The sequence below is a fragment of the Streptomyces sp. NPDC051051 genome (genome assembly GCF_040682975.1).
Classification (GTDB): Bacteria; Actinomycetota; Actinomycetes; order Streptomycetales; family Streptomycetaceae; genus Streptomyces.
The window spans coordinates 21,133-46,922 of the sequence record NZ_JBFBCB010000047.1 but is presented as its reverse complement, the minus strand read 5'-3'; the positions used below and the strand labels follow the sequence as shown (position 1 = coordinate 46,922).

The following is a 25,790-nucleotide window of genomic DNA, read 5'->3' as shown; positions in this document are numbered from 1 at the left end:
CCGTAGGGTGGATCCCGATGAGACGCCGCACCGCTCCCCCGCCGTCCCCCCTCCCGCAGCGCGAAGGGGTCGATCCGGTCCGGGTACGGCTGCCGGGCGACGGCCCCTGGGCGACCGTGCGGGAGCATCTGGCGGAGCGGTTCGGCCCGGAGCGGGCCGAGGCCGTGGACGCGCTGTTCGCGGCGGGGCGGATCGTCGGGGCCGACGGGCGGGCGGTGGCGGCGGACACGGCGTACGCGCCGGGGATGTTCGTCTGGTTCCACCGGGACCTGCCCGCCGAGGAGCCGGTGCCGTTCCCGCTGGAGGTCGTGTACCGCGACGAGCACGTCGTCGTGGCCGACAAGCCCCACTTCCTCGCCACCACACCGCGCGGCAGCCATGTCACCGAGACCGCGCTGGCCCGGCTGCGGCGGGAGCTGGGGCTGCCCGCGCTCGGCGCCGCCCACCGCCTGGACCGGCTCACCGCGGGCCTGGTGCTGTTCACCGTGCGCCCCGAGGAGCGCGGCGCCTACCAGACCCTCTTCCGCGACCGCCTGGTCCGCAAGGTGTACGAGGCCGTCGCGCCGTACGATCCGGGGCTGGCCCTGCCGGTGACCGTGCGCAGCCGGATCGTGAAGGAACGCGGGACGCTGACCGCCCGTGAGGTGCCGGGCGAGCCCAACGCGGTCAGCCGGGTCGAACTGGTCGAGCACCGGCCGGACGGGCTCGCCCGCTACCGGCTGGTCCCGCGGACCGGACAGACCCATCAGCTGCGGGTGCACATGAGCGCGCTGGGCGTGCCCGTACTCGGCGATCCCCTCTACCCCGAGGTGACCGCCCCCGGCCCGGCCGGCGACTTCCGGCGCCCGCTGCAACTGCTGGCGCGGGAGCTGGAGTTCACCGATCCGGTGACGGGGGTGGAGCACCGGCTGCGGAGCCGGCGGACGCTGGCCGCCTGGTCGTCGTACGACGGCCGGGGCGGCGGGCGCGCCTGGGATCAGTAGCCGCGCCACCAGTCGAGGAAGCGCCGCCAGGCGCTCGCCCGACGGGCCGGCTCGGGAGCGCCGGCCGGTGCGGGCGCGGGCCGGGGCTCGGGCTGGGGCTGGGGCCGCGGGACGGTCGCCGGCCGTGGCTCGGCGGGCGGCGGCAGACGGGTGGCCAGGGGCGGAACGGCGGGCACGGCGCCGGGCTCCGACGTGGTGCCGGGGGTCACCGGGACGAGCGGACGCGGCGGCGGGAGCGCGCCGTGGGCCGGCCTGACCATGACGTCCTGCTGGGGCTTCGGCTCGAAGCGGACCGGCAGTTCCATGAGGTGCCGCGAGGCGATCGACGTCGTCCAGCGCAGGTCCTCCTCCGCGCAGGCGAGCTGCACGTCCGGCAGGCGCGTGAGCAGGGCGTCGACGCCGACGTCGGCGATGGCGCGCCCGATGTCCTGGCCGGGGCACTCGTGGGGACCGCCGCCGAAGGCGAGGTGGGCGCGGTTGCCCTGCATGCTGGCGGACAGGTCGGGACGGACCCGCGGGTCCACGTTGCCGGGCGCGGGCGCGAAGAGGAGACCGTCGCCCCGGCGGATGCGCTGACCGCCCAGTTCGGTGTCCTGCTTGGCGAAGTAGGCGAAGACCGTGCTGAACGGCGGCTCGTCCCACAGGGACTGCTCGACCGCCTCCGGCACCGTCATCTGCCCGCCGTTGAGCTGGGCGAGGAACCGCGGGTCGGTGAGGACCATCCGCAGGGCGTTGGAGAGCAGGTTGACCGTGGCCTCGTAGGCGGCGAAGAGCACCAGGCGCAGATGCTCCCGGACCTCGTCGTCGGTCAGTTCCGCCGGGTCCAGCACGAGATGGCTGGTGAAGTCGTCCTGGGGTTCGGCGCGGCGGCGGGCGGTGAGCCGGCTCAGCGCCTCCATGACGTGGGTGTGGCTGGCGATCGCGGTCTCGGTGCCCTTGAGCGCGTCCCGGGCGGCGTGGACCATGCGGTCGTCGTACTCCTCGGGCATGCCGAGGACGTGGCACATCACGGCCATCGGGAGGTGCTCGGCGAACTGGCCGACCAGCTCGGCCCGGCCCCGCTCGCAGAAGCGGTTGACCAGGCGCTGGGTGGACCGGTAGATGTACCGGCGCAGGCTGCGGTCGTCGATGGTGGCCATGGCGGCGGTGACCGCGCCGCGCAGCCGCTTGTGCTCGTCGCCCTCGGCGTGGGAGCAGATGGGCTGCCAGGCGATGTGCGGCATGAGCGGGTGGTCGGGCTTGACCGTGCCGTCCACCAGCGGCGTCCAGATGCGGCTGTCGCGGCTGTACTGGGAGGGCGTGCGGACCATGTGCATGTTCTCGGCGTGGCCGAGGACCACCCACATCGGCACGTCGTCGTGGAGCAGTACGGGCGCCACCGGTCCGTGCTTCTCGCGCAGTTGCTCGTAGAGGTCGTCCAGGTCCTCCGCGCCGGGCCCGTAGAGCCGGTGCAGTCCGCCGGGGCCACGGCCGTGCGCGGGGCAGCCGGGCGGCGGGTCGAGGGCGAGGTCGTGCGGGCCGGTCGTCATGGGGTGGTCAGGCGTCACTGGGTCGCTCCGAAAGGGATCCGGGAGGGTCCGGGAGGTAGGGGGCGGGCGGGTGTCAGGTCAGGCTGCCGGTCCGCGCGAGGTCGTGCAGGAAGCGCGTCAGTGTCATCAGCACGTCGCGGCTGGAGGCCCGGCGGCGCACGTCGCACTCCACGATCGGGACCTCGGGCGGCAGGTCGAGGGCGCCCCGCAGGTCCTCCAGCGGGTAACGGGGGCCGTCGGGGAAGGTGTTGACGGCGACCACGAAGGGCACGCCGCGTTCCTCCAGCCGGCCCATGACCTCGAAGCTGACCTCCAGGCGACGGGTGTCGACCAGGACGACCGCGCCGAGGGCGCCCTCGAACAGGCCGTTCCACAGGAACCAGAACCGCTCCTGGCCGGGGGTGCCGAAGAGGTAGAGCACGACCTGGTCCGTGATGCGGATGCGGCCGAAGTCCATGGCGACGGTGGTGGCGGTCTTGGTGTCGGAGCCGTAGTTGTCGTCGATGCCGATACCGGCCTGCGTCATGGTCTCCTCGGTGGTCAGCGGCTTGATCTCGCTGACCGACCCGACCATGGTCGTCTTGCCGACGCCGAAGCCGCCCACGATGACGATCTTGGCGGCCGCCGTGGTCGTCTGCGGCAGATGGTCCTCGGCGCGTGGGCCGGGGACGGTGTCAGAGCCGTTGAAGTCCATGCATCACCGCTTCGAGGAGGGAACGGTCGGGGAGGTGCTGCCGGACGATCGGGGCGCGCGCCTGGACGAGTTCGGCCGCCAGCATCTCGGTGAGCAGCACCGTCACCACGCTGAACGGCAGGCCGAGGTAGGCCGACACCTCGGCCACCGACAGCGGAGCCCGGCACATCCGCAGCACCGCCGACTGCTCCGGGGTGGCGGAGGAGGGCGGTTCGGCGCGCGCCACGATCAGGGTGACGAGGTCGAGCGGGGCGCGTTCGCCGTCCGGGCCGGTGATGATGTAGAGCCGTTCGGGGTTCTTGCCCTCCCCCTCCTTCGACGGCTGCGACGGCGGTTCCGGGACGGGGGCGCGCCGCCGGCGTTGCGGAGGCGTCATACGCTCTGCCCGTTCCGCCGGGGCGGGCTGGTCAGATGGGCACCGATCCGCACCACGAGGTCGCGCATCATGGCGCTCATCCGGCCGGCCTCGCAGCGTACGTCGGCGAGAACGGCGAGGTAGGCGTTGGCGCCGGCGGACATCATGTAGAAGTAGCCGCCGTTCAGCTCGATCATGACCAGGTTCATCTCGCCGTCGCTGGAGTGGATCTCCTGGGCGACGGCGTTGGCCAGGCTCTGGAGGCCGGCGCAGGCCGCCGCGACCCGGTCGGCGGCGTCGGGATCACCGGCGTAGCGGGCGATGCGCAGTCCGTCGGCCGAGAGCACGACGATCATCTCGATGCCCGGAACCCCGTCGTACAGCTCCTTGAGCAGCCAGTCGAAGTTTTGGCGCTGCTGGATCACGTGAGGTCCCCTTCATCGTCGGCCTCGAACTTGGCCTTGTCCTTGAGCAGATGCAGGTAGGCGGTGGGATTGCGGGTGAAGTCCGTCGGATGGTGCCCGGGAGGGGCCTCCTTCTTCAGTCCCTCCCAGAACGCCTCGAAGGCGACGCCGGGCTCCTGCCGCTTGACGGCGAGCTCGGGTTCGGGTCGCGCGAACGGGTCCGGCTCACCGGCGCGTTCGGCCGCCTGGGCGGCGTACGCCTCGCGGTAGCGCTGGCTGATCGGGATGGTGGTCTTGCTGCGGCGCTGCGGCAGGCCCTTGTCGGTCCACTCGGTGACCTCGGGTACCTCGTCGTCGTCCAGGGAGACACCCGCCGGAATCCTCGGATTGGTGGGGCGGCGCTTCTTCGGAGGCCTCTTCGGGCTCTCGATGTTGCCCAGGTCGATCTGTGGTACGGCGGTGGCGCCGATGCCGTGGGCGAAGCCGGGCGCGGGGTCGGAGGTGACCATCTCGCTCGGCGCGATCAGTACGGCACGGACGCCGCCGTAGGCCGAAGTGCGCAGGGAGACCTGCATGTTGAACGCCGTGCAGAGCCGGCCGACGACCGCGAGCCCGAGGCGCGGGGTGCCCCCTACGTCCTGGATGTCGACACCGGCCATGGCCTGTTCCAGCATGCGCTCGGCCTTGGCGCGGGCCTCCTCGCTGAGGCTGACGCCGGCGTCCTCGATCTCGATCGCGATACCGGTCTGCACCTCGACGGCGTTGACGTGCACCTTGCTGGTGGGCGGCGAGTAGCGGGTCGAGTTGTCGAGGAGTTCGGCGAGCGCGTGGATCAGCGGTTCGACGGACAGGCCGCGGATGTTGACCTTGGCGATGGAGTCGAGCTGGATGCGGCGGTACTCCAGGATGCGGGACATGGCGCCGCGCAGCACGCTGTAGAGCGGCACGGGCTGGGGCCAGTTGCGGCCGGGGCGGCCGCCGCCGAGCACGCCGATGGAGTCGGCGAGGCGGCCGATCAGGGCGGTGCCGTGGTCGATGCGCAGCAGGTCGTCGAAGACCTCGGGGTTGCGGCCGTGGTCCTCCTCCATCTCCCGCAGTTCCGCGGCCTGCTGGTGCACGATGGCCTGGACGCGCCGGGCGACGCTGACGAACGAGCGCTGGGCGGAGTCGCGCAGGGCCTCCTCGTGGTCGACGATCTCGAGGATCGTCTTGACCACCTTGCGCTGGCCCTCGCCGAGGTCGCGGTAGCCGGCGTCCACGTCGGCGAAGTGGAGCATCACCTCTCGGGGCGAGTTGCCGGCGCGCAGCCAGGCCACCGCCTGGGGGACGAAGTAGTCGGCGAGCCGGAGGTTCTGCTCCTCGTGGGCGGAGACCCGGCGTTCCAGATTCCCGATCCGGCGGTCCTTCTCCGCGCGCAGTTCGTTCAGTTGACGGCCGCGGCGCACCGACTCGGTGCCGGCGAGGACCACCAGGAGGGTGGCGACGGCTCCGCAGACGCCGACGGCCGTCCGGGCCGGGGTCGCCACCAGGGCGACGGCCGCTCCGGTCGCCGCGGCCATCACTGTCGCCGGCAGCAACACCGTGCGGACGTGGGCCGGTTCGCGGCGACCGGGTGGGGACTGAACACTCACCATGTGGGCACCCTCTGTAGGGGATCTGTCGGCATCATCGGGATATCCGGGAACAAGCGCACGAATACGCCTCAACTCGGTGCGCCGCGGGCGAGCTTAATCCGACCGGATCGCCGTCGTGCCATGTTCCGCAACCGCCTGAAACCACACCTGCACCTGGAGTAACCTCGAGTGTTTCGCACACTCGGAGTTCATTCGAACACTTTGCGTAATGGCGTACGAGCGTGCGAAAACCTTCGCCGGGAGAGGTGAACCAGGGAGTGCGGGGCCGCCGTCGGGCGCCCGCCGTGCGCGAGGCCGCCCCGGCGGTGTCGCGGGGCGAGGTGCGGGGCGGGGCGCGCGGAACCGGACCCGCCGTTCGGACGGAATGTCGATCGCCCGGCGTACGCGGAGGAGCGGCTCGTCCGCGACGCGGACCGCCCCGGGGGCCCTGCGGACGGCCTCGCCGAAGCCCCGCACCCGGCGCATCGTCCCCGCGGGCGGGTGCGTCAGCCCGGCCGAGGCGGAGGTGCCGCGCCTCCCGGTGACGGGCCCGGGCGGCGCCCCCGCACGCCGCCGGTGCCGGAAGGGCGCTCACCGCAACCGGGCCCCGCACCCTCCGTGCGGCCCCGTCCACGGACCGTCGGCAGACCCCTGCCCCCGCCCCGTTCACGGACCCGGCGTCGTCCCTCGGGCGGCGGCACCCGTCCGGGCCCGGCCGAAGCGACCGCTTCGGCCGGGGTCCCCCCGTCCGCTCAGCCCACCGACGAGTACGCCACGACGCCCCGCAGCAGTGCGTCGACCGCCTTGCGGGCGTTCCTCGCCACCGACGAACTCTCCGCGGGCGCGGCCGCCGCGATCTGCCCGAGGACGTCGATGACCTGCTTGCACCAGCGCACGAAGTCCCCGGCCGGCATCTCGACCTCCCGCAGGACCTCGTCGAGGCCCTTGCCCGAGGCCCACATGTGGGCGGCCCAGGCGAAGCCGAGGTCGGGCTCGCGCTGGCCGACGCCCTCGGTCTGGCTGATCCGGAAGTCCTCCTCCAGGGCGTCCAGCCGGCCCCAGATCCGCACCATCTCGCCGAGCGCGGCCTTGGCCTTGCCCGCGGGCAGCTTCGGCGCCATCGCGTCGTCGCCGGACCGGGCCTCGAACACCAGCGCCGAGACGCAGGCGGCGAGTTCGGCCGGCCCCAGGCCCTCCCAGACGCCGGCCCGCAGGCATTCGCTCGCCAGCAGGTCCAGCTCGCCGTAGAGCCGGGCCAGCCGCCTGCCGTGTTCGGTGACCTCGTTGCCGCGCAGGTAGTCCAGTTCGGTCAGCAGGGCCACGATCCGGTCGAAGGTGCGGGCGATGGTGTTCGTCCGGCCCTCGATCCGGCGCTCCAGCTGCGAGGTGTCGCGCAGCAGCCGGTGATAGCGCTCGGCCCAGCGGGCGTGGTCCTCGCGGTCGGAGCAACCGTGGCAGGGATGGGCGCGCAGCGCGGCGCGCAGGCGGGCGATCTCGCGGTCGTCGGCGGCCTGGGACCGGCCCCTGCGGGCGCGCTCCGGCGTGATGTGCCCGGCCTTGGTGCGCAGCGCGGAGGCGAGGTCCCGGCGGGACTGCGGCGAGCGCGGGTTGAACGTCTTCGGGATGCGCATCCGCTCCAGCGCCTCGACGGGCACCGGAAAGTCCATCGCGGCGAGCCGCTTGACCTGCCGCTCGGCGGTCAGCACGAGCGGGCGCGGCCCGTCCTGGTGGTCGAAGCCGCGATGGCCGTTGGCCCGGCCGGCGGGCAGCCCCGGATCGAGGACGAGGGCCAGCCCGGCGTACTTGCCGGTGGGCACGTGGATGACGTCGCCCGGCTTCAGCTTCTCCAGCGCCACCGCCGCCTCGGCCCGCCGCTGGGCCGCGCCCTGCTTGGCCAGCTCCGTCTCACGGTCCTTGAGTTCGCGGCGCAGCCGCGCGTACTCCTCGAAGTCGCCGAGGTGGCAGGTCATGGAGGCCTTGTAACCCTCCAGGCCCTCCTCGTTGCGCTGCACCTGCCGGGAGATCCCGACGACCGACCGGTCGGCCTGGAACTGCGCGAAGGAGGTCTCCAGCAGCTCGCGCGAGCGGTGCCGGCCGAACTGCTGGACCAGGTTGACCGCCATGTTGTACGACGGCTTGAAGCTGGAGCGCAGCGGGTAGGTGCGGGTGCCGGCCAGACCGGCCAGGTGGTCGGGGTTCATGCCGCGCTGCCACAGCACGACGGCGTGTCCCTCGACATCGATGCCGCGGCGCCCCGCACGGCCGGTGAGCTGCGTGTACTCGCCGGGGGTGATGTCGGCGTGCTGTTCGCCGTTCCACTTGACGAGCTTCTCCAGCACGACCGAGCGGGCGGGCATGTTGATGCCGAGGGCGAGGGTCTCGGTGGCGAAGACGGCCTTGACCAGGCCGCGGACGAACAGTTCCTCGACGACCTCCTTGAAGGTCGGCAGCATGCCCGCGTGGTGGGCGGCGATGCCGCGCTCCAGGCCCTCCAGCCACTCGTAGTAGCCGAGGACGTGCAGGTCCTCGTGGGGGATGGCGGCGGTGCGCTCCTCCACCAGGGCGCGGACCCGCTCGCGCGCCTCCTCGTCGTTGAGCCGCAGCCCGGCGTACAGGCACTGCTGGACGGCGGCCTCGCAGGCGGCACGGCTGAAGATGAAGGTGATCGCGGGCAGCAGGCCCTCGGCGTCGAGCCGTTCGATGACCTCGGGGCGCCCGGGCGTCCACATCCGCGACCGCTGTCTGCGCTCGCGCTCCCGGTCGGCCTCGCGCATGTTCCGGCCGCGCCTGCGGTCCTGGTACGACGGCCGGCTCGCCTCCATGCGGGCCAGCCGCGCGAGGTCGGGGTTGACGGCCCTGCGGTGGCCCTCGCCCTCCTCGAAGAGGTCGTACATCCGCCGTCCGGCGAGCACGTGCTGGAACAGTGGCACGGGCCGGTGCTCGGAGACGATCACCTCGGTGTCGCCGCGCACGGTGTCGAGCCAGTCGCCGAACTCCTCGGCGTTGGACACGGTCGCCGACAGGGAGACCAGGGTCACCGATTCGGGGAGGTGGATGATCACCTCCTCCCACACGGCGCCCCGGAAGCGGTCGGAGAGGTAGTGCACCTCGTCCATCACCACGTAGCCGAGGCCGAGGAGGGTCTGCGAGCCGGCGTACAGCATGTTCCGCAGGACCTCGGTGGTCATCACGATCACCGGGGCGTCGGAGTTGACGCTGTTGTCGCCGGTCAGCAGGCCGACCTTGTCGACGCCGTAGCGACGGCACAGGTCGGAGTACTTCTGGTTGGACAGCGCCTTGATGGGTGTCGTGTAGAAGCACTTCTTGCCCTGCTGGAGGGCGAGGTGGACGGCGAACTCGCCGACGATCGTCTTGCCCGAGCCGGTCGGGGCGGCCACCAGGACACCCTTGCCCGACTCGAGTGCCTGGCAGGCCTCGATCTGGAAGGGGTCGAGACCGAAGTCGTACATCTCGCGGAAGGAGGCGAGCGCGGTGGCCTGCTCGACAGCACGCTTACGGGCTGCCGCGTACCGCTCGGCCGGTGAGAGGTCCTCTGTCATCGTGCTTTCCACCGTACCGGGCTGCACTGACAACAGGACGATCATTATCCGGATCCACTGCCCGGGGCCCGTGTCCGGGCAGTTCGGGGACTCACGGTGCGTCGCCGCCCGGGTACACGGCGCGGCCGGGCGCCGCAGGGGCGCGCCGGCCGCGAGGAGGTCCGTCCCGGTGCTCAGGTCACGTCGTCGTAGCCGTTGACCCGCTCCGCGGTCGTCTGCCCGGGCAGCGTCCGGCTCGGGGCCACCGCCTCGACCTCACCGATGGCCTCGGGGGTGAGGTCCAGCTCGGAGGCCTCGTCGTCGGCGGGGCCCAGGGCGTCGCGGCGGCGCCTGCGGCGGTCGTTCAGCAGCGAGAAGGCGGTCGCGAAGAAGTAGAGGATCCAGATCGGCCCGGCGAGCGCCAGCATGGTCAGCGGGTCGGTGCTGGGCGTGGCCACGGCGGCGAAGACCGTGATGCCGATGATCATGCCGCGCCACCAGCTCATCATGCGCCGGCCGGTCAGCGCCCCGGTCAGGTTGAGCATGACCAGCAGCAGCGGCAGCTCGAAGGAGAGGCCGAAGACGAGCACCATGCGGACGATGAGGTCGAGCAGATCGTCGAGCGGCAGCTGGTTGTCCAGGTCCGCCGGGGAGAACTCGAGGAGCACCTTCGCCATCGTCGGCAGCGTCTTGTACGCGAAGAAGGCACCGCCGAGGAACAGCGGGACGCCCGTGCCGACGAACGCGTAGGCGTACTTGCGCTCGTGCTGGTGCAGACCCGGCGCGACGAAGCCCCACAGCTGGTAGAGCCAGACCGGCGACGCGAAGATCACACCCGCCATCAGGGAGACCTTCAGGGCGAGCGTGAACGGGGTGAGCAGACCGTTCAGGACGATGCGGGCGCAGTTGCCGCTCCCCTGCTGCGCCAGCTCCGCGAAGGTCGAGTCGCACCCCACCGCGGTCAGGATCGGGTTCGTGAAGAACTCGATGATGTCCTTGTAGAAGAAGGCGGCGACGATCGTCACGACCACGATGGCCAGCAGCGCCTTCGCGAGCCGGTTGCGCAACTCACGAAGGTGCTCCGCGAGGGGCATCCGCCCCTCTGGGTCCTTCTCCTTCTTGCGGGCAGACTTGAGCAACCCACGTTCCCATCTCGTGCGGCGGGCCGGAGGTCACCGGCCCTGCGTCAGCGCTTGGTCGAATCCGTCGGCTCGCCGACCGGGCGCGAGCTGGTCACGTCACCGGGGGAAGCCTGGATGGTGCGCTGAGCCGGCGGCTGCTCGCCGTCGTTGGGCGGGCCGGCCGGGGTGGCCGTGCTGCTGCCGTCGTCCTTCATCGCCTTGGCCTCGCTCTTGAGGATGCGCGCGGACTTGCCGAGCGAGCGCGCCATGTCCGGAAGCTTCTTCGCGCCGAACAGCAGGATGATGACGACGAGGATGAGAATGATCTCGGGAGCGCCGAGCCTTCCGAACATAAGTCTTTACCTTCTCACCGAGGCGGCTGGGTGGGATTGCTGTCCGACCGGTCGGACAGTTGTCCGAACGATCGTGCTGGCAGCGATCGTAACGCTCAGGGGTGAACGTGAGGCAATCCCCGTGCGTACTCCCGGTCCGCGATCCGGGCCTCGTTCTCCGGTCCGCGACCAGCAGCGTACCTGTCCGGACCACCGCGACGGGAGGGCGAAGTGTCCCAAAACGTGTTCCGCGCGGGACTCACAGGAGGGCCACAGCGGCGCTCACAGGGTGTCCACGGCCCGGGCCGCGCTCAGGGACGCCCGCTCCAGGTCCTCCGCGGCCCGGTTGATGCGCTGCGCGGAGTCCGATACCTGACGGCCGAGACGCTGCGCCTCCAGGAAGACCCGGACGGCGAACACCGCGAGGACGGCGAGACCCAGAAAACCCATGGCTACCGCGAACATCGGCCAGAACATGACGCCGAGCCTAGACCTTCCTACGGCGTGTGCAGCCGCAGGGTCCTGACCCCGCCCCCGGTGAGCAGCTCGACCACCCGGTCCCCGGCCGGCTTGCGCACGGCGGCGCCGCAGTCGGGACAGGTGAAGGAGTAGAAGGTGGTGCGGCTGGAGGCGCCGACGACCAGGCGCAGCGCGCCGGCGGCGAGTTCGAAACGACCGCGGCAGTCCGGGCAGCCGGCCCTGAAGACCACCGGGGCCACGCTGGTCATGCCCGAGAACGCCGAGGCCACCGAGATGCCCCGCACACCGGACGTCGTCGCCGACTCGCTCACCGCTGCCGCCCCTCGATCCGCCCCCGCGCCTGCCCGGCCCGCTCCGTGCCGCCCTGCCCGCCGACGGGGTCGGCGGCCCCGCCGTCCACCGCGGTCCCCTCGGCCTCCACTCCGTCGTACGCCGCCAGCGCCTCACGGGCGGCGCGGCGGGCGCTGTCGGCGAGGTCCTGCGGTGCCACGATGCGGCCGTCGCGGCCGAGCCGCAGCGCCAGACGCCGCAGCGAGGCCGGCTCGGGCGTGCGCAGGGTGATACGCAGGCCGCCGTCGGGGAGTTCGTCGGCGCTGTCGTGCGGGTAGTACTCGGCGACCCAGCGTCCGCCGGGTCCCACCTCGACGACGACCTCCGGGTCCTCGGCGGCGGGCTGGACCAGCCCCTCCGACAGGTCCCGCAGTTCGACCTCCGGCGGCGCGGCGGGCTCGTCCAGGATCCTGATCTCGGCGACCCGGTCGAGACGGAAGGTGCGGCGCGCCTCGGAGCGGCGGCACCAGGCCTCCACGTACGTGTGCCCGACGCTGACGAGACGGATCGGGTCGATCTCGCGCTCGGTGACCTCGTCGCGGGCGGGCGAGTAGTAGCGGATCCACAGCCGGCGGCGCTCGGAGATCGCCCGGTCGACGTCGGCGAAGACCCCGCCCTCGGACTCGAAGGTCACCGACAGGCGGGAACTGGCGCCCGCCGCCTCCCCGGCCGCGGTCTCCACCTTGGCGGTGGCCCGCAGCAGTGCCTGGCGGTCGCTCTCGCGCAGGCCGGGCAGGGTCGCCACCGCGCGGGCGGCCACCAGCAGCGCGGTCGCCTCGTCGGCGGCCAGCCGCAGCGGCTCGGCGGCGTCCGCGCCGAGGGCGGCCGGGTTGTGCCACCAGATCCGCTCGCCGTCGGTGTCGATGTCGAGCAGGTCGCCGCCGCGGAAGCTGGTGCCGCACATGGGCAGCACGTCGAGGTCGGAGACCAGCTCGTCCTCGGTGATCCCGAAGGCGCGGGCGACGTCCTCGATGCGCGCTCCGGGGCGCTCCCGCAGATACGTCACCAGGGAGAGCATCCGCCGGGTCTGGTCGATCGCGTTCGCCGGCCTGACCGGTTTGCCTGCCACTGTGTTGCTCGCTCCCCCTCAGCCCTTGGCCACGGCGCGCAGCCGGTCGACCACGTCCGCCCGCAGCTCCGCGGGCTCCAGCACCACCACGTCCGGCCCGAACTCCACCAGCCAGGCGTCCAGGCCGTGCCCGTACGGAATCTCCAACTCGTCCCAGCCGTCGCCCAGCTCCCGCACCGCCGTGGCCCTCGCCCGCAAGGGGTACCCGCAGCCGCCGCGCAGCCGGATCAGCGCGCTGCGGTCGGCGGTCTCCCCCGCCCAGCCGGCCACGGTCTCGCGGACGGTGACGACGTCGGGCACGGGCGCGCTGAACGCCGTACCGCGCGAGCGCACCTTGCCGGTGATGCGGGACAGCCGGAAGACCCGCTCGGCACCCCGGTCGCGGTCCCAGCCGGCGAGGTACCAGTGGCCGCGCCAGCACTCCAGGGCCCACGGCTCGACGTGCCGGGGCTCGGGACGGGCGGCGGTGGCCTTGCGGTAGTCGAAGACGACGGGGCGGCGGTCGCGGCAGGCCAGCATCAGCGGCTCGAACGCGGCCTCGTGGACGGGGATGCGCGGTTCCAGGGCACTGTGCGGCTCGTAGGGGTCGACGTCCTCGGGCAGGCCCGCCGCACGCAGTTTCTGGAGGGCGCCGCTGGCCGCGCCGGCGAGCCTGGCCTGCTGCCACACCTTGGCGGCCAGGCCCAGGGCGGCGGCCTCCTCGGCGTCGAGGGTGATGGCCGGCAGCCGGTTGCTGTCGCGGCGGGCGAGGTAGCCGATCTCGCCGTCCAGGCTCTCGACGGTCTCGATGACGAGGCCCAGCTCGCGCAGGTCGTCCTTGTCCCGCTCGAACATCCGGTTGAAGGAGTCGTCCGATCCGGCCCCGCCCCTGCCCGAACCGAACGTCTCGACGTAGGCCTCGATGGAGTCACGCAGCTCGCGCTTGCTGAGCGGCCGCCGCGTCCCGAGCAGACACAGCGCCAGGTTCATCAGCCGCTCTGCCTTGGCAATGGCCATCGACGCCCTTCGCCTCTCCTGTGGTGCTTCCGACGGATGACCGTACCGCTCCGCGGCGCCCGGGCAAAAGCCGAGGGCCCACGCCCGGACAGGCATGGGCCCCGGCTGGTCGAGACCGGTCGTACGACGATCAGACCCCGAGCAGGTCGACCACGAAGATCAGCGTCTCGCCCGGCTTGATCGCCGGGGTCGGGCTCTGGTTGCCGTAGGCGAGGTGGGCCGGGATGGTCAGCTGGCGACGGCCGCCGACCTTCATGCCCTGCACGCCCTGGTCCCAGCCCTTGATGACCCGGCCGCCGCCGAGCGGGAAGCGGAAGGGGGTGCCGCGGTTCCAGCTGGCGTCGAACTCCTCACCGGTGCTGAAGGCGACACCGACGTAGTGCACGGAGACGGTCTGGCCCGCCTGCGCCACCTCGCCGTCGCCCTCCCAGATGTCCTTGATCTCGAGGTCCGCCGGGGGCTCGCCGCCCGGGAAGTCGATCTCGGGCTTCTCGATGCTCACGTCTTACGCTCCTGCTTGTTCGCGGAAAGGCAACAGCACAGTCTTACATCACGGCAGCGTCACATCTTCGCGAGGATGTCCACCGTGAAGACCATCGTGGAGTCCTTCTCGATGCCGCTGCCGGCCGGCGGCTGGTCGCCGTACCCCAGGTCGGGCGGGATGACGATGACGACGCGGCTGCCGGCCTTCTTGCCGGTCAGACCCTGCGCCCAGCCCTTGACGACCTGCTGGAGGGAGAAGGAGGTCAGCGCGGACCGCTTGTACGTCGAGTCGAACTCCTTGCCGGTGTCCCAGACGACGCCCTTGTACTGCACGAGGACGGTGTCGTCGGCCGCGACGGCCTCCCCGTCGCCCTCGATGACGTAGCCCGACACGAGCTTCTTCGGCGGATCGGTCTTGGGGATCTCGACGGAGGGCGCCTTGCCGTCGGTGTTGGTGCCGACCTTCGGCAGGGCGGTGTCGTCCTGGGGGACCTCCTTGCCCTTGGCCGAGCTCTTGGCGTTGAAGGTGTCCTGGATGTCGAACACGAACACCAGCGTGTCGGTGCCCTTGATGCCCGCCTCCGCGTTGCCCTCCTTGCCGAAGCCCCAGGTGGGCGGGACGGCGAACTGCACCCGGCTGCCGGCCTTCTTGCCGGTCAGGGCGTAGCGCCAGCCCTCCATGGTGCTGCCCTGCGCGAGCTGGGTGAGCAGCGGCGCCCCGCGGTCGTAGGAGTTGTCGAGGACCTTGCCGGTGTCCCAGATCTGGCCGAGGTACTGGGCCTGGATGTAGTCGCCCTCCGCGACGGTCCGGCCGCCGCCCGCGACGACCGTCTTCACGGCGAGCTGGTCGGAGGGCTCGCCGCTGCCCTTGGCGACCGTCGGCTTCTCCCCGAACTTCGTGCCCGCGGTGATGGCCGGCAGCGGCCCGTCGACGATCTTGGGGGCGGGCGCGGCGGAGGGGGCCGAGGCGGAGGGCGACGCGCTGCTGTCCACCTTGCCCGACGAGTCGGACGAGTCGTCGTCCCCGCATCCGGCGAGCGTGACCAGTCCTGCGGGTACGGCGGCGAGAATGAGTGAGCGTCGGCGCACGGTGGGGGCCTCGTAATCGGTTGATCTTGCTGATGGCGTGCGCGCTACCTTACTGACGATTCCGTGCCGATTCAGGTTCCGGCCCGGTTCCGTTTCGGCCGGGGCTCCGGGGGTCGTCCCCCGGGACGGCATGTCGACGTGAGAAGGGCGCCGTACGGGAAACGTACGGCGCCCGTGTTGCGTTCCGGCATTAGCGGGAAACGCGCTGTCCGGTCACATTCCGGCGATCAGCTTCTCCACCCGGTCGTCCACCGAACGGAACGGGTCCTTGCACAACACAGTGCGTTGCGCCTGGTCGTTGAGCTTGAGGTGGACCCAGTCGACGGTGAAGTCCCGCCGCTGTTCCTGCGCCCGGCGGATGAAGTCGCCGCGCAACCGCGCCCGAGTGGTCTGCGGGGGAACCGACTTGCCCTCGAAGATCTTCAGGTCGTTGCAGATCCGGGCGGCCTGGCCCTTGCGCTCCAGCAGGTAGTAGAGGCCACGACGGCGATGGATGTCGTGGTAGGCGAGGTCTATCTGCGCCACGCGCGGGTGCGACATGGTCATGTTGTGCTTGGCCCGGTACCGCTCGATGAGCTTGTACTTCATCACCCAGTCGATCTCGGTGCCGATGCGGTCGAGGTCCTCGGCCTCGATCGCGTCCAGCGTGCGGCCCCACAGCTCCAGGACCTGGTCGACGGTGCCGGTGCGGACGCCACGGCGCTCGACGAAGTCCACGGCCTTCTCGTAGTACTCGCGCTGCACCTCGAGGGCGGAGGCCTCACGGCCGCTGGCCAGGCGCACCTTGCGCCGGCCGGTGATGTCGTGGCTGACCTCGCGGATCGCCCGGATCGGGTTCTCCAGGGTGAGGTCGCGCATCACGGTGCCCGCCTCGATCATGCGCAGCACCAGGTCGGTGGCGCCGACCTTCAGCAGCATGGTCGTCTCGGACATGTTCGAGTCGCCCACGATGACGTGCAGGCGACGGTAGCGCTCGGCGTCGGCGTGCGGTTCGTCGCGGGTGTTGATGATGGGCCGGGAACGGGTCGTCGCCGAGGAGACGCCCTCCCAGATGTGCTCGGCCCGCTGGCTCACGCAGTAGACGGCCCCGCGGGGCGTCTGGAGCACCTTGCCGGCCCCGCACAGCAGCTGCCGGGTCACCAGGAAGGGGATGAGGATGTCCGCGAGCCGGGAGAACTCCCCGTGCCGGGCCACCAGGTAGTTCTCGTGGCAACCGTAGGAGTTGCCCGCCGAGTCGGTGTTGTTCTTGAAGAGGTAGACGTCGCCCGCGATTCCTTCCTCGTGCAGGCGTCGTTCCGCGTCCACCAGGAGTCCCTCGAGAATGCGCTCGCCGGCCTTGTCGTGGGTGACCAGTTCGGTCACGTTGTCACATTCGGGTGTCGCGTATTCCGGATGCGATCCCACGTCGAGATAGAGGCGGGCGCCGTTCCGCAGAAAGACATTGCTGCTACGGCCCCATGACACGACACGGCGGAAGAGGTACCGCGCCACCTCGTCAGGCGACAGGCGGCGCTGTCCCCTGAACGTGCACGTGACGCCGTACTCGTTCTCCAGCCCGAAAATGCGGCGGTCCATGAGTGAACATTACGCCCGATCCCCTGAACTGAAACGGGGTTCGACGGCACGGTTCGGATCATTTTCCGGTGAAGCCGCAACCACCCCACTTCCGGCGGGAACCCTGAGTACCCGCCCCGTGGCCAGCAAAACCACCAATGCCACGGCACCCGCCACGCTCGGTACGGCAAAGCCCCACTGGGCACCGCCCGCTTCGACGACCGGGCCCGCCACGGCCGTTCCGAGCGAGTGACCGACCGTGAAGGTGGTCACCAGCCAGGAGAACGCCTCGGTGACGGTGCCACGCGGCGCGTGCCGGTCGATGAGGACGAAGGCGCAGGCGAGCGCGGGCGCGAGGAACACGCCGGCCAACGCGGTGAGCGCCACCATGGCGACCGCGCCCGGCATCAGCACGAGCGGCAGGTAACACACCGCCAGGAACGCCACCAGGACCCGCAGTCGCCGCTCCGGCACGCCCACCCACCGGCGCGCCCCGTAGGCCACCCCGCCGACGAGCGCGCCGAGGCCGAGGGCGGCCATCAGCCAGCCGTACACCACGTCACCGCCGTGGTCGTCGGCGTACGGCACGGAGGCCACCGTGATGGAGCCCAGCGCGATGCCGACGAACAGGAAGGCGCCGAGCAGCGCGAGCAGACCGGGCGAGCGCAGGGCGCCCAGCCAGTGCGCCTCGCGCGGGGCTGAGCGCCACGCGCGCGAGGGCGGCGAGACGGCCACGGTCAGCGCCCCGAGCACACCGAGCGCGTTCAGGACCAGCAGGGCGGCCTGCGCCGACCAGAGCGAGGTGCACAGGGTCACCAGCAGCGGCCCGACGGTGAACATCACCTCCTGGGCCACCGCGTCCATGGCGTACGCGGTGTGCACCTGGTCCTCCCGGCGCAGCACCGACGGCCACAGCGCCCGCAGCCCGCCCTCCAGGGGCGGGGTGAACAGCCCGGCGGCCGCGACGAGGGCGTGGGCCAGCGGGAGCGGGGCGATGCCGGTGAAGGCGAAGGCCCCCATGGCGAGGGCCGCGCCGAGCGCGGCGGGCAACTGCACGCGCGGCTGGCCGTGCAGGTCGACCAGGCGGCCGAGCAGCGGCTGACCGACGGCGTTGGCCACGCCGTACACGGCCGCCAGGACGCCCGCGAGGGTGTAGCTGCCGCCCTCGGCGCGCACGAACAGCACGATCGCGATGGCGCCCGTGGCGTTGGGCAGCCGTCCCACCAGGGTGCCGGCGAGGAGCCGGGCCGCGTGTCGCGCCCTGAGGATCTCCAGGTATCCCGCGGCCATGTCCCGCCTCCGTCGGCTCCCCCGAGGCGGTCGGCCCCGCCAAGGTTTTACGTATAACGTTTCCCGGTCATACGTACCATGTGCGCTGTTCACCCGTCCAGACGAAAGAGCAGGCCCACGGTGGCACGAGCCAGCACGCGCCCGACGAGCCGTGACGTCGCCCGGGCCGCGGGCGTGTCCCAGGCCGCCGTCTCCCTGGTGTTCGGCGACAAGTGGCGCGGCCGCGTCTCCGAGACCACGGCGGAACGGGTGCGCCAGGCCGCCCGCGACCTCGGCTACCGCCCCAACCTGGCCGCCCGCAACCTGCGCCTGGGCCGCACCCGCACGGTCCTGCTGGTCGTCCCGGAGCTGACCACCGAGTTCTTCGCCGGCGTCTACACCGGCGCGGCCCGGCTCGCCGCCGCCCACGGCTTCGGCGTCGTGCTCTATCCCTCCCCCGAGGGCATCGGCCCCGCCCCCGACCCCTTCGCGTCCGCCCCCGCCGCCCTGGACGGCGTCCTGGCCTCCTCCATGGCCGCCGACGCCCTCACCGCCATCCGCGGCGACCAGCTGCCCCTCGTCATGCTCGACAGCGACCCCGACGGCAGCCTCGGGGCCGCCACCGTCAACCTCGACATCGCCGACGGCGCCCGCCAGGTCGCCGAACACCTGCTGGACCTCGGCCACCGGCACTTCCTGCACCTGGCGTCCGACGTGCCCTCCTGGACGTTCGAGGTACGCGCGCGCGAGCTGGCCGCACGCGTGGGCGCCGTGCCCGGCACCACCCTGCGGACCGCCCCCACCCCGATGACCATCGACGGCGCCCGCACGGCCACGGAAGCCGCCCTGGACTCCCCCGGCCCCCGGCCCACCGCCGTCGTCTGCGACGACGACAAACTCGCCGCCGGCGTCTACAAGGCCGTACGGCGCCGCGGACTGCGGGTGCCCGACGACGTCTCCGTCACCGGCGTCGACGACATCGCGCTCGCCGCCGCGCTCGACCCGGAGCTGACGACCGTACGCCTGGACGCCGAGCTCTTCGGAGAGCACGGCATGCGGGCCCTGCTGGCGGTCCTGGACGGCCGAACACCCGAGGCCGGGCAGATCCCCGTCCATCTGGTCGTCCGGGGCTCCACGGCCCCGCCCAGGGCCTGAGAGGACGCCCCCCGCACAAACGCCTGTGCCCCGGCCGTGGAACCGACCGGGGCACACCAGGAACGACCCGCCCTACTTCTCCTCGGGCTCCTCGGCGCTCTCCGCCTCCGTCGACGCCCCGTCGGTCTCCAGCAGCCGCCCCAGCTGCCGGCCCACGATCCGCTTGAACTTGCGCGACTGGGGACGCGTGCGGTCCAGCACCGCGACCTCCAGGCGCTCGGCGGGAATCTCCCGCTGCGTGCCGTTGGTGTCGCGCGACAGGGCCTGCACGGCGAGCTTCAGGGCCTCGGCGAGGCTCATGCCGTCCCGGTGGCGCTGGTCCAGGTAGCTGCCGATCTGCTCGGCATTGCCGCCGACCGCGACCGAACCGTGCTCGTCCACGATCGACCCGTCGTGCGGCAGCCGGTAGATCTGATCGCCCTCCGGCGTCTCACCGACCTCCGCCACCACCAGCTCCACCTCGTACGGCTTCTCGCCGGCCGAGGAGAAGATGGTGCCGAGCGTCTGCGCGTAGACGTTGGCCAGACCGCGGGCGGTCACGTCGTCCCGGTCGTAGGTGTAACCGCGCAGGTCCGCGTAGCGCACCCCGCCGATCCGGAGGTTCTCGTACTCGTTGTACTTGCCGGCGGCGGCGAAACCGATCCGGTCGTAGATCTCGCTGAACTTGTGCAGCGCACGGGACGGGTTCTCACCGACGAACACGATGCCGTCGGCGTACTGGAGCACGACCAGGCTGCGACCACGGGCGATGCCCTTGCGCGCGTACTCCGCGCGGTCCGCCATCGCCTGCTGGGGTGAGACATAGAACGGCGTCGACACCGGTTATCCGTCCCTTTCTGTGGAAGTCACTCGATCACCTTGCCAGGAGGCCGGCCGGCTACAGCAGCGCGGCCCGGGGACCGTCGGGCTGCTCGAGACGGTGTGCCAGCACCGAGCGGGCGATCTCGGAGGACTCGTCGTCGGTGAGCCGGCGGAAACCGTCGTCGGTGATCACGGTGACGATGGGGTAGATCCGGCGGGCGACATCGGGACCACCGGTCGCCGAGTCGTCGTCTGCCGCGTCGTAGAGGGCCTGGACCACGAGCGTCGTGGCGTCCTCCTCGCTCAGGTCGCGGCGGTAGAGCTTCTTCATGGCGCCGCGCGCGAAGACCGAGCCCGAGCCGGTCGCCGCGAAATTGTGCTCCTCGGAACGGCCGCCGGTGACGTCGTAGGAGAAGATCCGGCCCTTGCCGCGGTCCACGTCGAACCCGGCGAAGAGCGGCACCACGGCCAGGCCCTGCATGGCCATGCCCAGGTTGGAGCGGATCATCGTCGACAACCGGTTCGCCTTGCCCTCCAGCGACAGCTGGGCGCCCTCGACCTTCTCGAAGTGCTCCAGCTCCAGCTGGAAGAGCTTGACCATCTCGACGGCCAGACCGGCGGTGCCCGCGATGCCGACGGCCGAGTACTCGTCGGCCGGGAACACCTTCTCGATGTCGCGCTGCGCGATGACGTTGCCCATGGTCGCGCGACGGTCACCGGCGAGCACCACACCACCGGGGAAGGTCACGGCCACGATCGTCGTGCCGTGCGGCGCCTCGATCACGCCCTGCATCGCGGGGAGCTGCCGGTTGCCGGGCAGCAGCTCCGGCTGGTGGTCGGAGAGAAAGTCCATGAAGGACGAGGACCCAGGCGTCAGGAAGGCAGCTGGTAGACGCCCGGTGCTACGAGTGTTGGCTTCCACGAAGTTCCCTCCAGGTAGGCGGCTGCCCGACGAACAGCGTCGGGGTCGTCTCCCAACTTGCCGATGGCCGAATTGCAGTTGAAGCACAGTACGCCACGGACCCTACCCGTCTTGTGGCAGTGATCCACATGCGCGGCCGGAGCCTTGAGGCAGATCACGCAGAGGCCTCTTCGCGAAGCAACCATCGCGTCCCGCTCGGCTTCAGTGAGGCCATAGTTGCGCTTCAGGTGTCCCGCGCGCCCCTTGACCGCCTTACACACCCTGCAAAGGGTCGCCAGGCCATCAGAAGCACTGCGATTCCGCGTCCACTCACTGTGCGGTTCGATCTCACCGCATGTACGGCGGTACTTGTGCCCGTCAGGCACATCGACTCCGGGGCGAACATTCCGGCCCTTGGCCGCTTGCCGCTCCTGACGGTAGGCGGCCGCACACTCGCGGCAGTAGGCCTGCAGTCCATCACTCATCGGCCTGTTGCTCGCGAACGCTGCTCGCGGCTTATGTCGCTTGCACCTCGAGCAGCGCTTCACGTCTTCACCCTCCGACAACCCCGAGCCCCCAGCCGCCTTCGATTCGAAGGGAAAATTACCTACTGGCCTCCCTTTTGAACAAATGAGCGAACGAAATCCTCTGCGTTCTCCTCGAGTACATCGTCAATCTCGTCAAGAACCGAGTCCACGTCGTCGCTCAGCTTCTCCTGACGCTCCTTGAGGTCGTCCGAGGCCTGCGCCTCCGCCGCCTGCTCCTCGGTCTCCTCGGTGGAGCGCGTCGCCTTCTGCTGGCCGCCGCCGGTGTCCTTGGTCGCCATAACCCTCACCCCGCTCAGTTCGCCCGACATGGTCGACAGGTCGGCATTCCTGCCGATCGGTGATGATCAGACCCTACAAGCCGGGTCCGACATCGGCCCCGCAGTTGCCACAACGTGCGGGTGCCACCTCGATGATTCCCGGGCGCGGGGGTTTCCACCCCGCGCGCCCGGGTCCGGCCGAGTACCCGTTCAGTTCCCGGACAAGACCTTGACCAGGTCTTCTGCCGTTCGACAGCGGTCCAGGAGCGCCTTGACGTGATTTCGCGTTCCGCGAAGCGGTTCCAGGGTTGGAACCCGTTGAAGGCTGTCGCGGCCCGGCAGGTCGAAGATGACCGAGTCCCAGGAGGCCGCCGCCACGTCGTCGGCGTACTGCTCCAGACAGCGGCCGCGGAAGTACGCGCGCGTGTCCTCCGGGGGCTTGCCCACGGCCCGCTGGACCTCCGCCTCGTCCAGGAGCCGCTTCACGCGCCCGCGGGCCACCAGGCGGTTGTAGAGGCCCTTCTCGGCCCGTACGTCGGCGTACTGGAGGTCGACCAGGTGGAGGCGGGCGGCGTCCCAGTCGAGGCTGTCGCGGCGCCGGTAGCCCTCCATCAGCTCACGCTTGGCCACCCAGTCCAGTTCGCCGGCCAGGCTCATGGGGTCGTTCTCCAGGCGCGTGAGGGTGTCCTCCCAGCGCGCCAGGACGTCCTTGGTCTGGTCGTCGGCGTCCGTCCCGTAACGCTCCTCCACGTACTTGCGCGACAGCTCGAAGTACTCCATCTGCAACTGGACCGCGGTGAGCGTGCGGCCGCTGCGCAGCGTGACCAGGCGCTTGAGGGTGGGGTCGTGGGAGACCTGGTGGAGGGTGCGGACGGGCTGGTCCACCGCCAGGTCGACGGCGATGAAGCCGTCCTCGATCATCGACAGGACCAGGGCCGTGGTGCCGAGCTTGAGGTAGGTGGAGATCTCCGAGAGGTTGGCGTCCCCGATGATCACGTGGAGGCGGCGGTACTTCTCGGCGTCGGCGTGCGGCTCGTCGCGGGTGTTGATGATCGGGCGCTTGAGCGTGGTCTCGAGGCCGACCTCGACCTCGAAGTAGTCCGCGCGCTGGCTGAGCTGGAAGCCGTGCTCGTGCCCGTCCTGACCGATGCCCACCCGGCCGGCCCCGGCGAAGACCTGGCGGGAGACGAAGAAGGGCGTGAGGTGGCGCACGATGTCCGAGAAGGCGGTCTCCCGCTTCATCAGGTAGTTCTCGTGCGTGCCGTAGGAGGCGCCCTTGTTGTCGGTGTTGTTCTTGTAGAGGTGGATCGGCTGGGCGCCCGGCAGGGCCGCGGCCCGTTCGGCCGCCTCGGCCATGATCCGTTCGCCCGCCTTGTCCCACAGGACGGCGTCGCGCGGGTTGGTGACCTCGGGCGAGCTGTACTCGGGGTGGGCGTGGTCGACGTAGAGGCGGGCGCCGTTGGTGAGGATCACGTTGGCGAGGCCGATGTCCTCGTCGGTGAGCTGGCTGGAGTCGGCGACCTCGCGGGCGAGGTCGAAGCCTCGCGCGTCCCGCAGCGGGTTCTCCTCCTCGAAGTCCCAGCGGGCCCGGCGGGCCCGGTGCATCGCCGCCGCGTAGGCGTTGACGATCTGGGACGAGGTGAGCATGGCATTGGCGTTCGGGTGACCGGGGACGGAGATCCCGTACTCCGTCTCGATGCCCATTACTCGCCGTACGGTCATGCGGCCCTCCTTGCCCGGCGGCGCCCTCGGTCGTGGGCGCCGCTCAAGTACCGCGGGTGCTCCGGTGCGTGTGCGGTGCCCGTCCCCGCACTGCGCCCGGCGGTACGGATGAGCCTAGAACGCCTCTGCGCCGGTGGGGAGATCATTTGCGTCATTGCCTGCTCCAGCCGTGGCCCGAAAAGCAGTCGGCTGCGGGTACCCGGAAAGGGCACCCGCAGCCGCCCTGGTTCTACAGGTACTGTCCGGTGTTCGCCACCGTGTCGATGGAGCGTCCGGTGTCGGAGCCCTGCTTTCCGGTGATCAGGGTGCGGATGTAGACGATCCGCTCGCCCTTCTTTCCGGAGATGCGGGCCCAGTCGTCGGGGTTGGTGGTGTTGGGAAGGTCCTCGTTCTCCTTGAACTCGTCCACGCAGGCCTGGAGGAGGTGGGAGACGCGAAGGCCCTTCTGGTTCTTCTCCAGGAAGTCCTTGATCGCCATTTTCTTGGCCCGGCCCACGATGTTCTCGATCATGGCTCCGGAGTTGAAGTCCTTGAAGTAGAGGACCTCCTTGTCGCCGTTGGCGTAGGTGACTTCCAGGAAGCGGTTCTCCTCGGATTCGGCGTACATGTGTTCCACTGCCGTCTGGATCATGCTTTCGACGGTGGTGGTGCGGTCGCCGGCGTGCTCGCCGAGGTCGTCCGAGTGGAGCGGGAGACGTTCGGTGAGGTACTTGCCGAAGATGTCCTTGGCCGCTTCGGCGTCCGGACGTTCGATCTTGATCTTCACGTCGAGCCGGCCGGGGCGCAGGATGGCCGGGTCGATCATGTCCTCGCGGTTGGAGGCACCGATCACGACCACGTTCTGCAGGCCTTCCACGCCGTCGATCTCGGCGAGCAGCTGCGGGACGATGGTGTTCTCCACGTCCGAGCTGACACCGGAGCCGCGGGTGCGGAAGAGGGACTCCATCTCGTCGAAGAAGACGATGACGGGGGTGCCCTCGCTGGCCTTCTCACGAGCGCGCTGGAAGACCAGGCGGATCTGCCGCTCGGTCTCGCCGACGTACTTGTTGAGCAGCTCGGGGCCCTTGATGTTGAGGAAGAAGCTCTTGCCGGCGGCCTGGCCGGTGACCTCGGCGACCTTCTTGGCCAGCGAGTTGGCGACGGCCTTGGCGATGAGCGTCTTGCCGCATCCGGGGGGCCCGTAGAGCAGGACGCCCTTGGGCGGCCGCAGCTCGTGCTCCCGGAACAGGTCCGGGTAGAGGTAGGGCAGCTCGACCGCGTCGCGGATGGCCTCGATCTGGCCGCCGAGACCGCCGATCTGCTCGTACCCGATGTCCGGGACCTCTTCGAGGACGAGTTCTTCGACCTCGCTCTTGGGGACGACTTCGTAGACGTACCCGGAGCGGGGTTCGAGGAGCAGGGCGTCGCCGGGCCGGATGACGACGTCCAGCAGGGGCTCGGCGAGCCTCACCACCCGCTCTTCGTCGGTGTGCCCGACCACCAGGGCGCGCTGGCCGTCCTCGAGGATCTCCTTGAGGGTGACGATGTCGCCGACGCTCTCGTACTCCATGGCCTCGACCACGTTGAGTGCTTCGTTGAGCATCAGTTCCTGGCCGCGCCGGAGCTCCTCGAGCTCGACGCTGGGGCTGACGTTCACCCGGAGCTTGCGGCCCCCGGTGAAGATGTCGGCGGTGCCGTCCTCGTTCGCCTGAAGGAAGACACCGAAGCCGGCGGGCGGCTGTGCGAGCCGGTCGACTTCTTCCTTGAGGGCCACGATCTGGTCGCGGGCCTCACGGAGTGTGTTGGCCAGTCTCTCGTTCTGGGCGGACACGCCGGCCAGGTTGGTCTGCAGCTCGACGATCCGCTCTTCGAGAATCCTCGTGTGTCGCGGAGAGTCGGCGAGCTTGCGTCGCAGGACGGCGATCTCCTGCTCAAGGTAGGCAATCTGCCCGTCGGGGTCGTCGGACCCTCGTCCCGGGCGGATGCCGCGGTTCATGTCGTCGTCGTGGGCTGCCACGGTCCTCACCTCCTCCAAGGGGAGCTGGACGCTTCCAGACCCTACCTGGGTGGGTGTCGATTGAAACCCCTAGATCACAAAGACTGTCGGGGTGTGTCCGATCTTCACCCTTGCGCTCTCCCTCACGCCAGGGGAATACCCACCGAACATGATTGGAAAGCTGCCGGAGGTAGGGTCGAAGTGTTCAACACCCGTCAGAGCCTGCATCGTTCCCGTACGGCTCGGCAAACAATCGGCAGGAGTTATGGGCGTACAGCAGGAAGCCGGTGTCGGTGGCGAGGCGCTGGAGGTCTGGATCGACCAGGATCTCTGTACCGGCGACGGCATCTGCGCGCAGTACGCGCCGGAGGTGTTCGAGCTGGACATCGACGGTCTGGCGTACGTCAAGACCCCTGATGACGAGCTTCTGCAGGACAAGGGCGCCACGGCGCCGGTTCCGCTGCCGCTGCTGGCGGACGTGGTGGACTCGGCGCGGGAGTGTCCGGGCGACTGCATCCATGTCCGGAGGGTTTCGGACAGGGTCGAGGTCCACGGCCCGGACGCCGGGTGAGCGGACAGGCACCGACTGTG

Annotated in this window: 25 protein-coding genes; 3 read left to right on the top strand and 22 right to left on the bottom strand. The window is 70.7% G+C overall.

Annotation, left to right across the window (positions count from 1 at the left end):
* Window positions 1-17 precede the first annotated feature (17 nt).
* On the top strand, window positions 18-983 hold the full coding sequence (locus AB0N31_RS28945; protein ID WP_366061388.1) for an RluA family pseudouridine synthase: 966 nt from the start codon (window positions 18-20) through the stop codon (window positions 981-983).
* Here AB0N31_RS28945 and AB0N31_RS28940 read toward each other — a convergent pair.
* The 16 genes from AB0N31_RS28940 to AB0N31_RS28865 form a co-directional block, all read right to left on the bottom strand.
* Complete coding sequence (locus AB0N31_RS28940) at window positions 977-2,512, bottom strand: cytochrome P450 (protein ID WP_366061400.1); 1,536 nt, start codon at window positions 2,510-2,512, stop codon at window positions 977-979. The genes AB0N31_RS28945 and AB0N31_RS28940 overlap by 7 nt on opposite strands.
* A gap of 73 nt (window positions 2,513-2,585) precedes the next feature.
* The gene (locus AB0N31_RS28935; RefSeq protein WP_366061387.1) at window positions 2,586-3,206 is read right to left on the bottom strand and encodes an ATP/GTP-binding protein; all 621 of its coding nucleotides are present in this window, start codon (window positions 3,204-3,206) and stop codon (window positions 2,586-2,588) included.
* Window positions 3,187-3,582 carry a DUF742 domain-containing protein gene (locus AB0N31_RS28930; protein WP_366061386.1) on the bottom strand — a complete coding sequence of 132 codons (396 nt, stop codon included), beginning with the start codon at window positions 3,580-3,582 and terminating at the stop codon, window positions 3,187-3,189. Before AB0N31_RS28930 ends, AB0N31_RS28935 begins: the two co-directional genes overlap by 20 nt.
* Window positions 3,579-3,986 (bottom strand): roadblock/LC7 domain-containing protein, encoded by a 408-nt coding sequence (locus AB0N31_RS28925; protein WP_356563317.1) that lies wholly within the window; start codon window positions 3,984-3,986, stop codon window positions 3,579-3,581. The genes AB0N31_RS28930 and AB0N31_RS28925 overlap by 4 nt, the downstream gene beginning before the upstream one ends.
* Window positions 3,983-5,599 (bottom strand): ATP-binding protein, encoded by a 1,617-nt coding sequence (locus tag AB0N31_RS28920; RefSeq protein ID WP_366061385.1) that lies wholly within the window; start codon window positions 5,597-5,599, stop codon window positions 3,983-3,985. Before AB0N31_RS28920 ends, AB0N31_RS28925 begins: the two co-directional genes overlap by 4 nt.
* A 731-nt stretch (window positions 5,600-6,330) precedes the next feature.
* Window positions 6,331-9,183, bottom strand: a complete 2,853-nt coding sequence (locus AB0N31_RS28915) for a DEAD/DEAH box helicase (protein ID WP_366061384.1) — start codon at window positions 9,181-9,183, stop codon at window positions 6,331-6,333.
* A 128-nt stretch (window positions 9,184-9,311) separates the two neighbouring features.
* Window positions 9,312-10,256 (bottom strand): twin-arginine translocase subunit TatC, encoded by a 945-nt coding sequence (gene tatC / locus AB0N31_RS28910; RefSeq protein ID WP_366061383.1) that lies wholly within the window; start codon window positions 10,254-10,256, stop codon window positions 9,312-9,314.
* Between the two features lie 47 nt (window positions 10,257-10,303).
* The gene (gene tatA / locus AB0N31_RS28905; protein ID WP_366061382.1) at window positions 10,304-10,591 is read right to left on the bottom strand and encodes a Sec-independent protein translocase subunit TatA; all 288 of its coding nucleotides are present in this window, start codon (window positions 10,589-10,591) and stop codon (window positions 10,304-10,306) included.
* Between the two features lie 261 nt (window positions 10,592-10,852).
* Window positions 10,853-11,047 carry a hypothetical protein gene (locus AB0N31_RS28900; RefSeq protein WP_366061381.1) on the bottom strand — a complete coding sequence of 65 codons (195 nt, stop codon included), beginning with the start codon at window positions 11,045-11,047 and terminating at the stop codon, window positions 10,853-10,855.
* A 20-nt stretch (window positions 11,048-11,067) separates the two neighbouring features.
* Window positions 11,068-11,361 carry a hypothetical protein gene (locus AB0N31_RS28895; protein ID WP_366061380.1) on the bottom strand — a complete coding sequence of 98 codons (294 nt, stop codon included), beginning with the start codon at window positions 11,359-11,361 and terminating at the stop codon, window positions 11,068-11,070.
* Entirely contained in the window at window positions 11,358-12,449 is a 1,092-nt protein-coding gene (locus AB0N31_RS28890) for a WYL domain-containing protein (RefSeq protein WP_366061379.1), read from the bottom strand. The genes AB0N31_RS28895 and AB0N31_RS28890 overlap by 4 nt, the downstream gene beginning before the upstream one ends.
* An 18-nt stretch (window positions 12,450-12,467) precedes the next feature.
* Window positions 12,468-13,445 carry a WYL domain-containing protein gene (locus AB0N31_RS28885; protein WP_366061378.1) on the bottom strand — a complete coding sequence of 326 codons (978 nt, stop codon included), beginning with the start codon at window positions 13,443-13,445 and terminating at the stop codon, window positions 12,468-12,470.
* A 130-nt stretch (window positions 13,446-13,575) separates the two neighbouring features.
* Window positions 13,576-13,947 carry an FKBP-type peptidyl-prolyl cis-trans isomerase gene (locus tag AB0N31_RS28880; protein WP_073495330.1) on the bottom strand — a complete coding sequence of 124 codons (372 nt, stop codon included), beginning with the start codon at window positions 13,945-13,947 and terminating at the stop codon, window positions 13,576-13,578.
* A gap of 59 nt (window positions 13,948-14,006) precedes the next feature.
* A complete protein-coding gene (locus tag AB0N31_RS28875; RefSeq protein ID WP_366061377.1) occupies window positions 14,007-15,017 on the bottom strand; it encodes an FKBP-type peptidyl-prolyl cis-trans isomerase in 1,011 nt (336 codons plus the stop codon).
* 213 nt (window positions 15,018-15,230) lie between these two features.
* Entirely contained in the window at window positions 15,231-16,592 is a 1,362-nt protein-coding gene (pafA, locus tag AB0N31_RS28870; RefSeq protein WP_057607036.1) for a Pup--protein ligase, read from the bottom strand.
* Window positions 16,593-16,601: 9 nt separating this feature from the next.
* On the bottom strand, window positions 16,602-17,861 hold the full coding sequence (locus tag AB0N31_RS28865; RefSeq protein WP_366061376.1) for an MFS transporter: 1,260 nt from the start codon (window positions 17,859-17,861) through the stop codon (window positions 16,602-16,604).
* Between the two features lie 120 nt (window positions 17,862-17,981).
* On the opposite strand from AB0N31_RS28865, the gene AB0N31_RS28860 reads away from it, so the two are divergent.
* Window positions 17,982-18,995, top strand: a complete 1,014-nt coding sequence (locus AB0N31_RS28860) for a LacI family DNA-binding transcriptional regulator (protein WP_366061375.1) — start codon at window positions 17,982-17,984, stop codon at window positions 18,993-18,995.
* A 72-nt stretch (window positions 18,996-19,067) separates the two neighbouring features.
* Here AB0N31_RS28860 and prcA read toward each other — a convergent pair whose 3' ends face one another.
* The 6 genes from prcA to arc all read right to left on the bottom strand — a co-directional run bounded on the left by prcA (window position 19,068) and on the right by arc (window position 25,220).
* Complete coding sequence (gene prcA / locus AB0N31_RS28855; protein ID WP_366061374.1) at window positions 19,068-19,814, bottom strand: proteasome subunit alpha; 747 nt, start codon at window positions 19,812-19,814, stop codon at window positions 19,068-19,070.
* Window positions 19,815-19,872: 58 nt separating this feature from the next.
* Window positions 19,873-20,718 (bottom strand): proteasome subunit beta, encoded by an 846-nt coding sequence (gene prcB / locus AB0N31_RS28850; RefSeq protein WP_366061373.1) that lies wholly within the window; start codon window positions 20,716-20,718, stop codon window positions 19,873-19,875.
* A complete protein-coding gene (locus AB0N31_RS28845; protein ID WP_366061372.1) occupies window positions 20,670-21,182 on the bottom strand; it encodes an endonuclease VII domain-containing protein in 513 nt (170 codons plus the stop codon). Before AB0N31_RS28845 ends, prcB begins: the two co-directional genes overlap by 49 nt.
* A 122-nt stretch (window positions 21,183-21,304) precedes the next feature.
* Window positions 21,305-21,523 carry a ubiquitin-like protein Pup gene (locus tag AB0N31_RS28840; RefSeq protein ID WP_366061371.1) on the bottom strand — a complete coding sequence of 73 codons (219 nt, stop codon included), beginning with the start codon at window positions 21,521-21,523 and terminating at the stop codon, window positions 21,305-21,307.
* 189 nt (window positions 21,524-21,712) lie between these two features.
* Entirely contained in the window at window positions 21,713-23,224 is a 1,512-nt protein-coding gene (dop, locus tag AB0N31_RS28835) for a depupylase/deamidase Dop (protein WP_366061370.1), read from the bottom strand.
* Between the two features lie 229 nt (window positions 23,225-23,453).
* Window positions 23,454-25,220, bottom strand: coding sequence for a proteasome ATPase (gene arc / locus AB0N31_RS28830; protein WP_366061369.1), 1,767 nt, complete (start codon window positions 25,218-25,220; stop codon window positions 23,454-23,456).
* Between the two features lie 244 nt (window positions 25,221-25,464).
* On the opposite strand from arc, the gene AB0N31_RS28825 reads away from it, so the two are divergent.
* Window positions 25,465-25,770, top strand: a complete 306-nt coding sequence (locus AB0N31_RS28825; protein ID WP_366061368.1) for a ferredoxin — start codon at window positions 25,465-25,467, stop codon at window positions 25,768-25,770.
* Window positions 25,771-25,790: the final 20 nt, after the last annotated feature.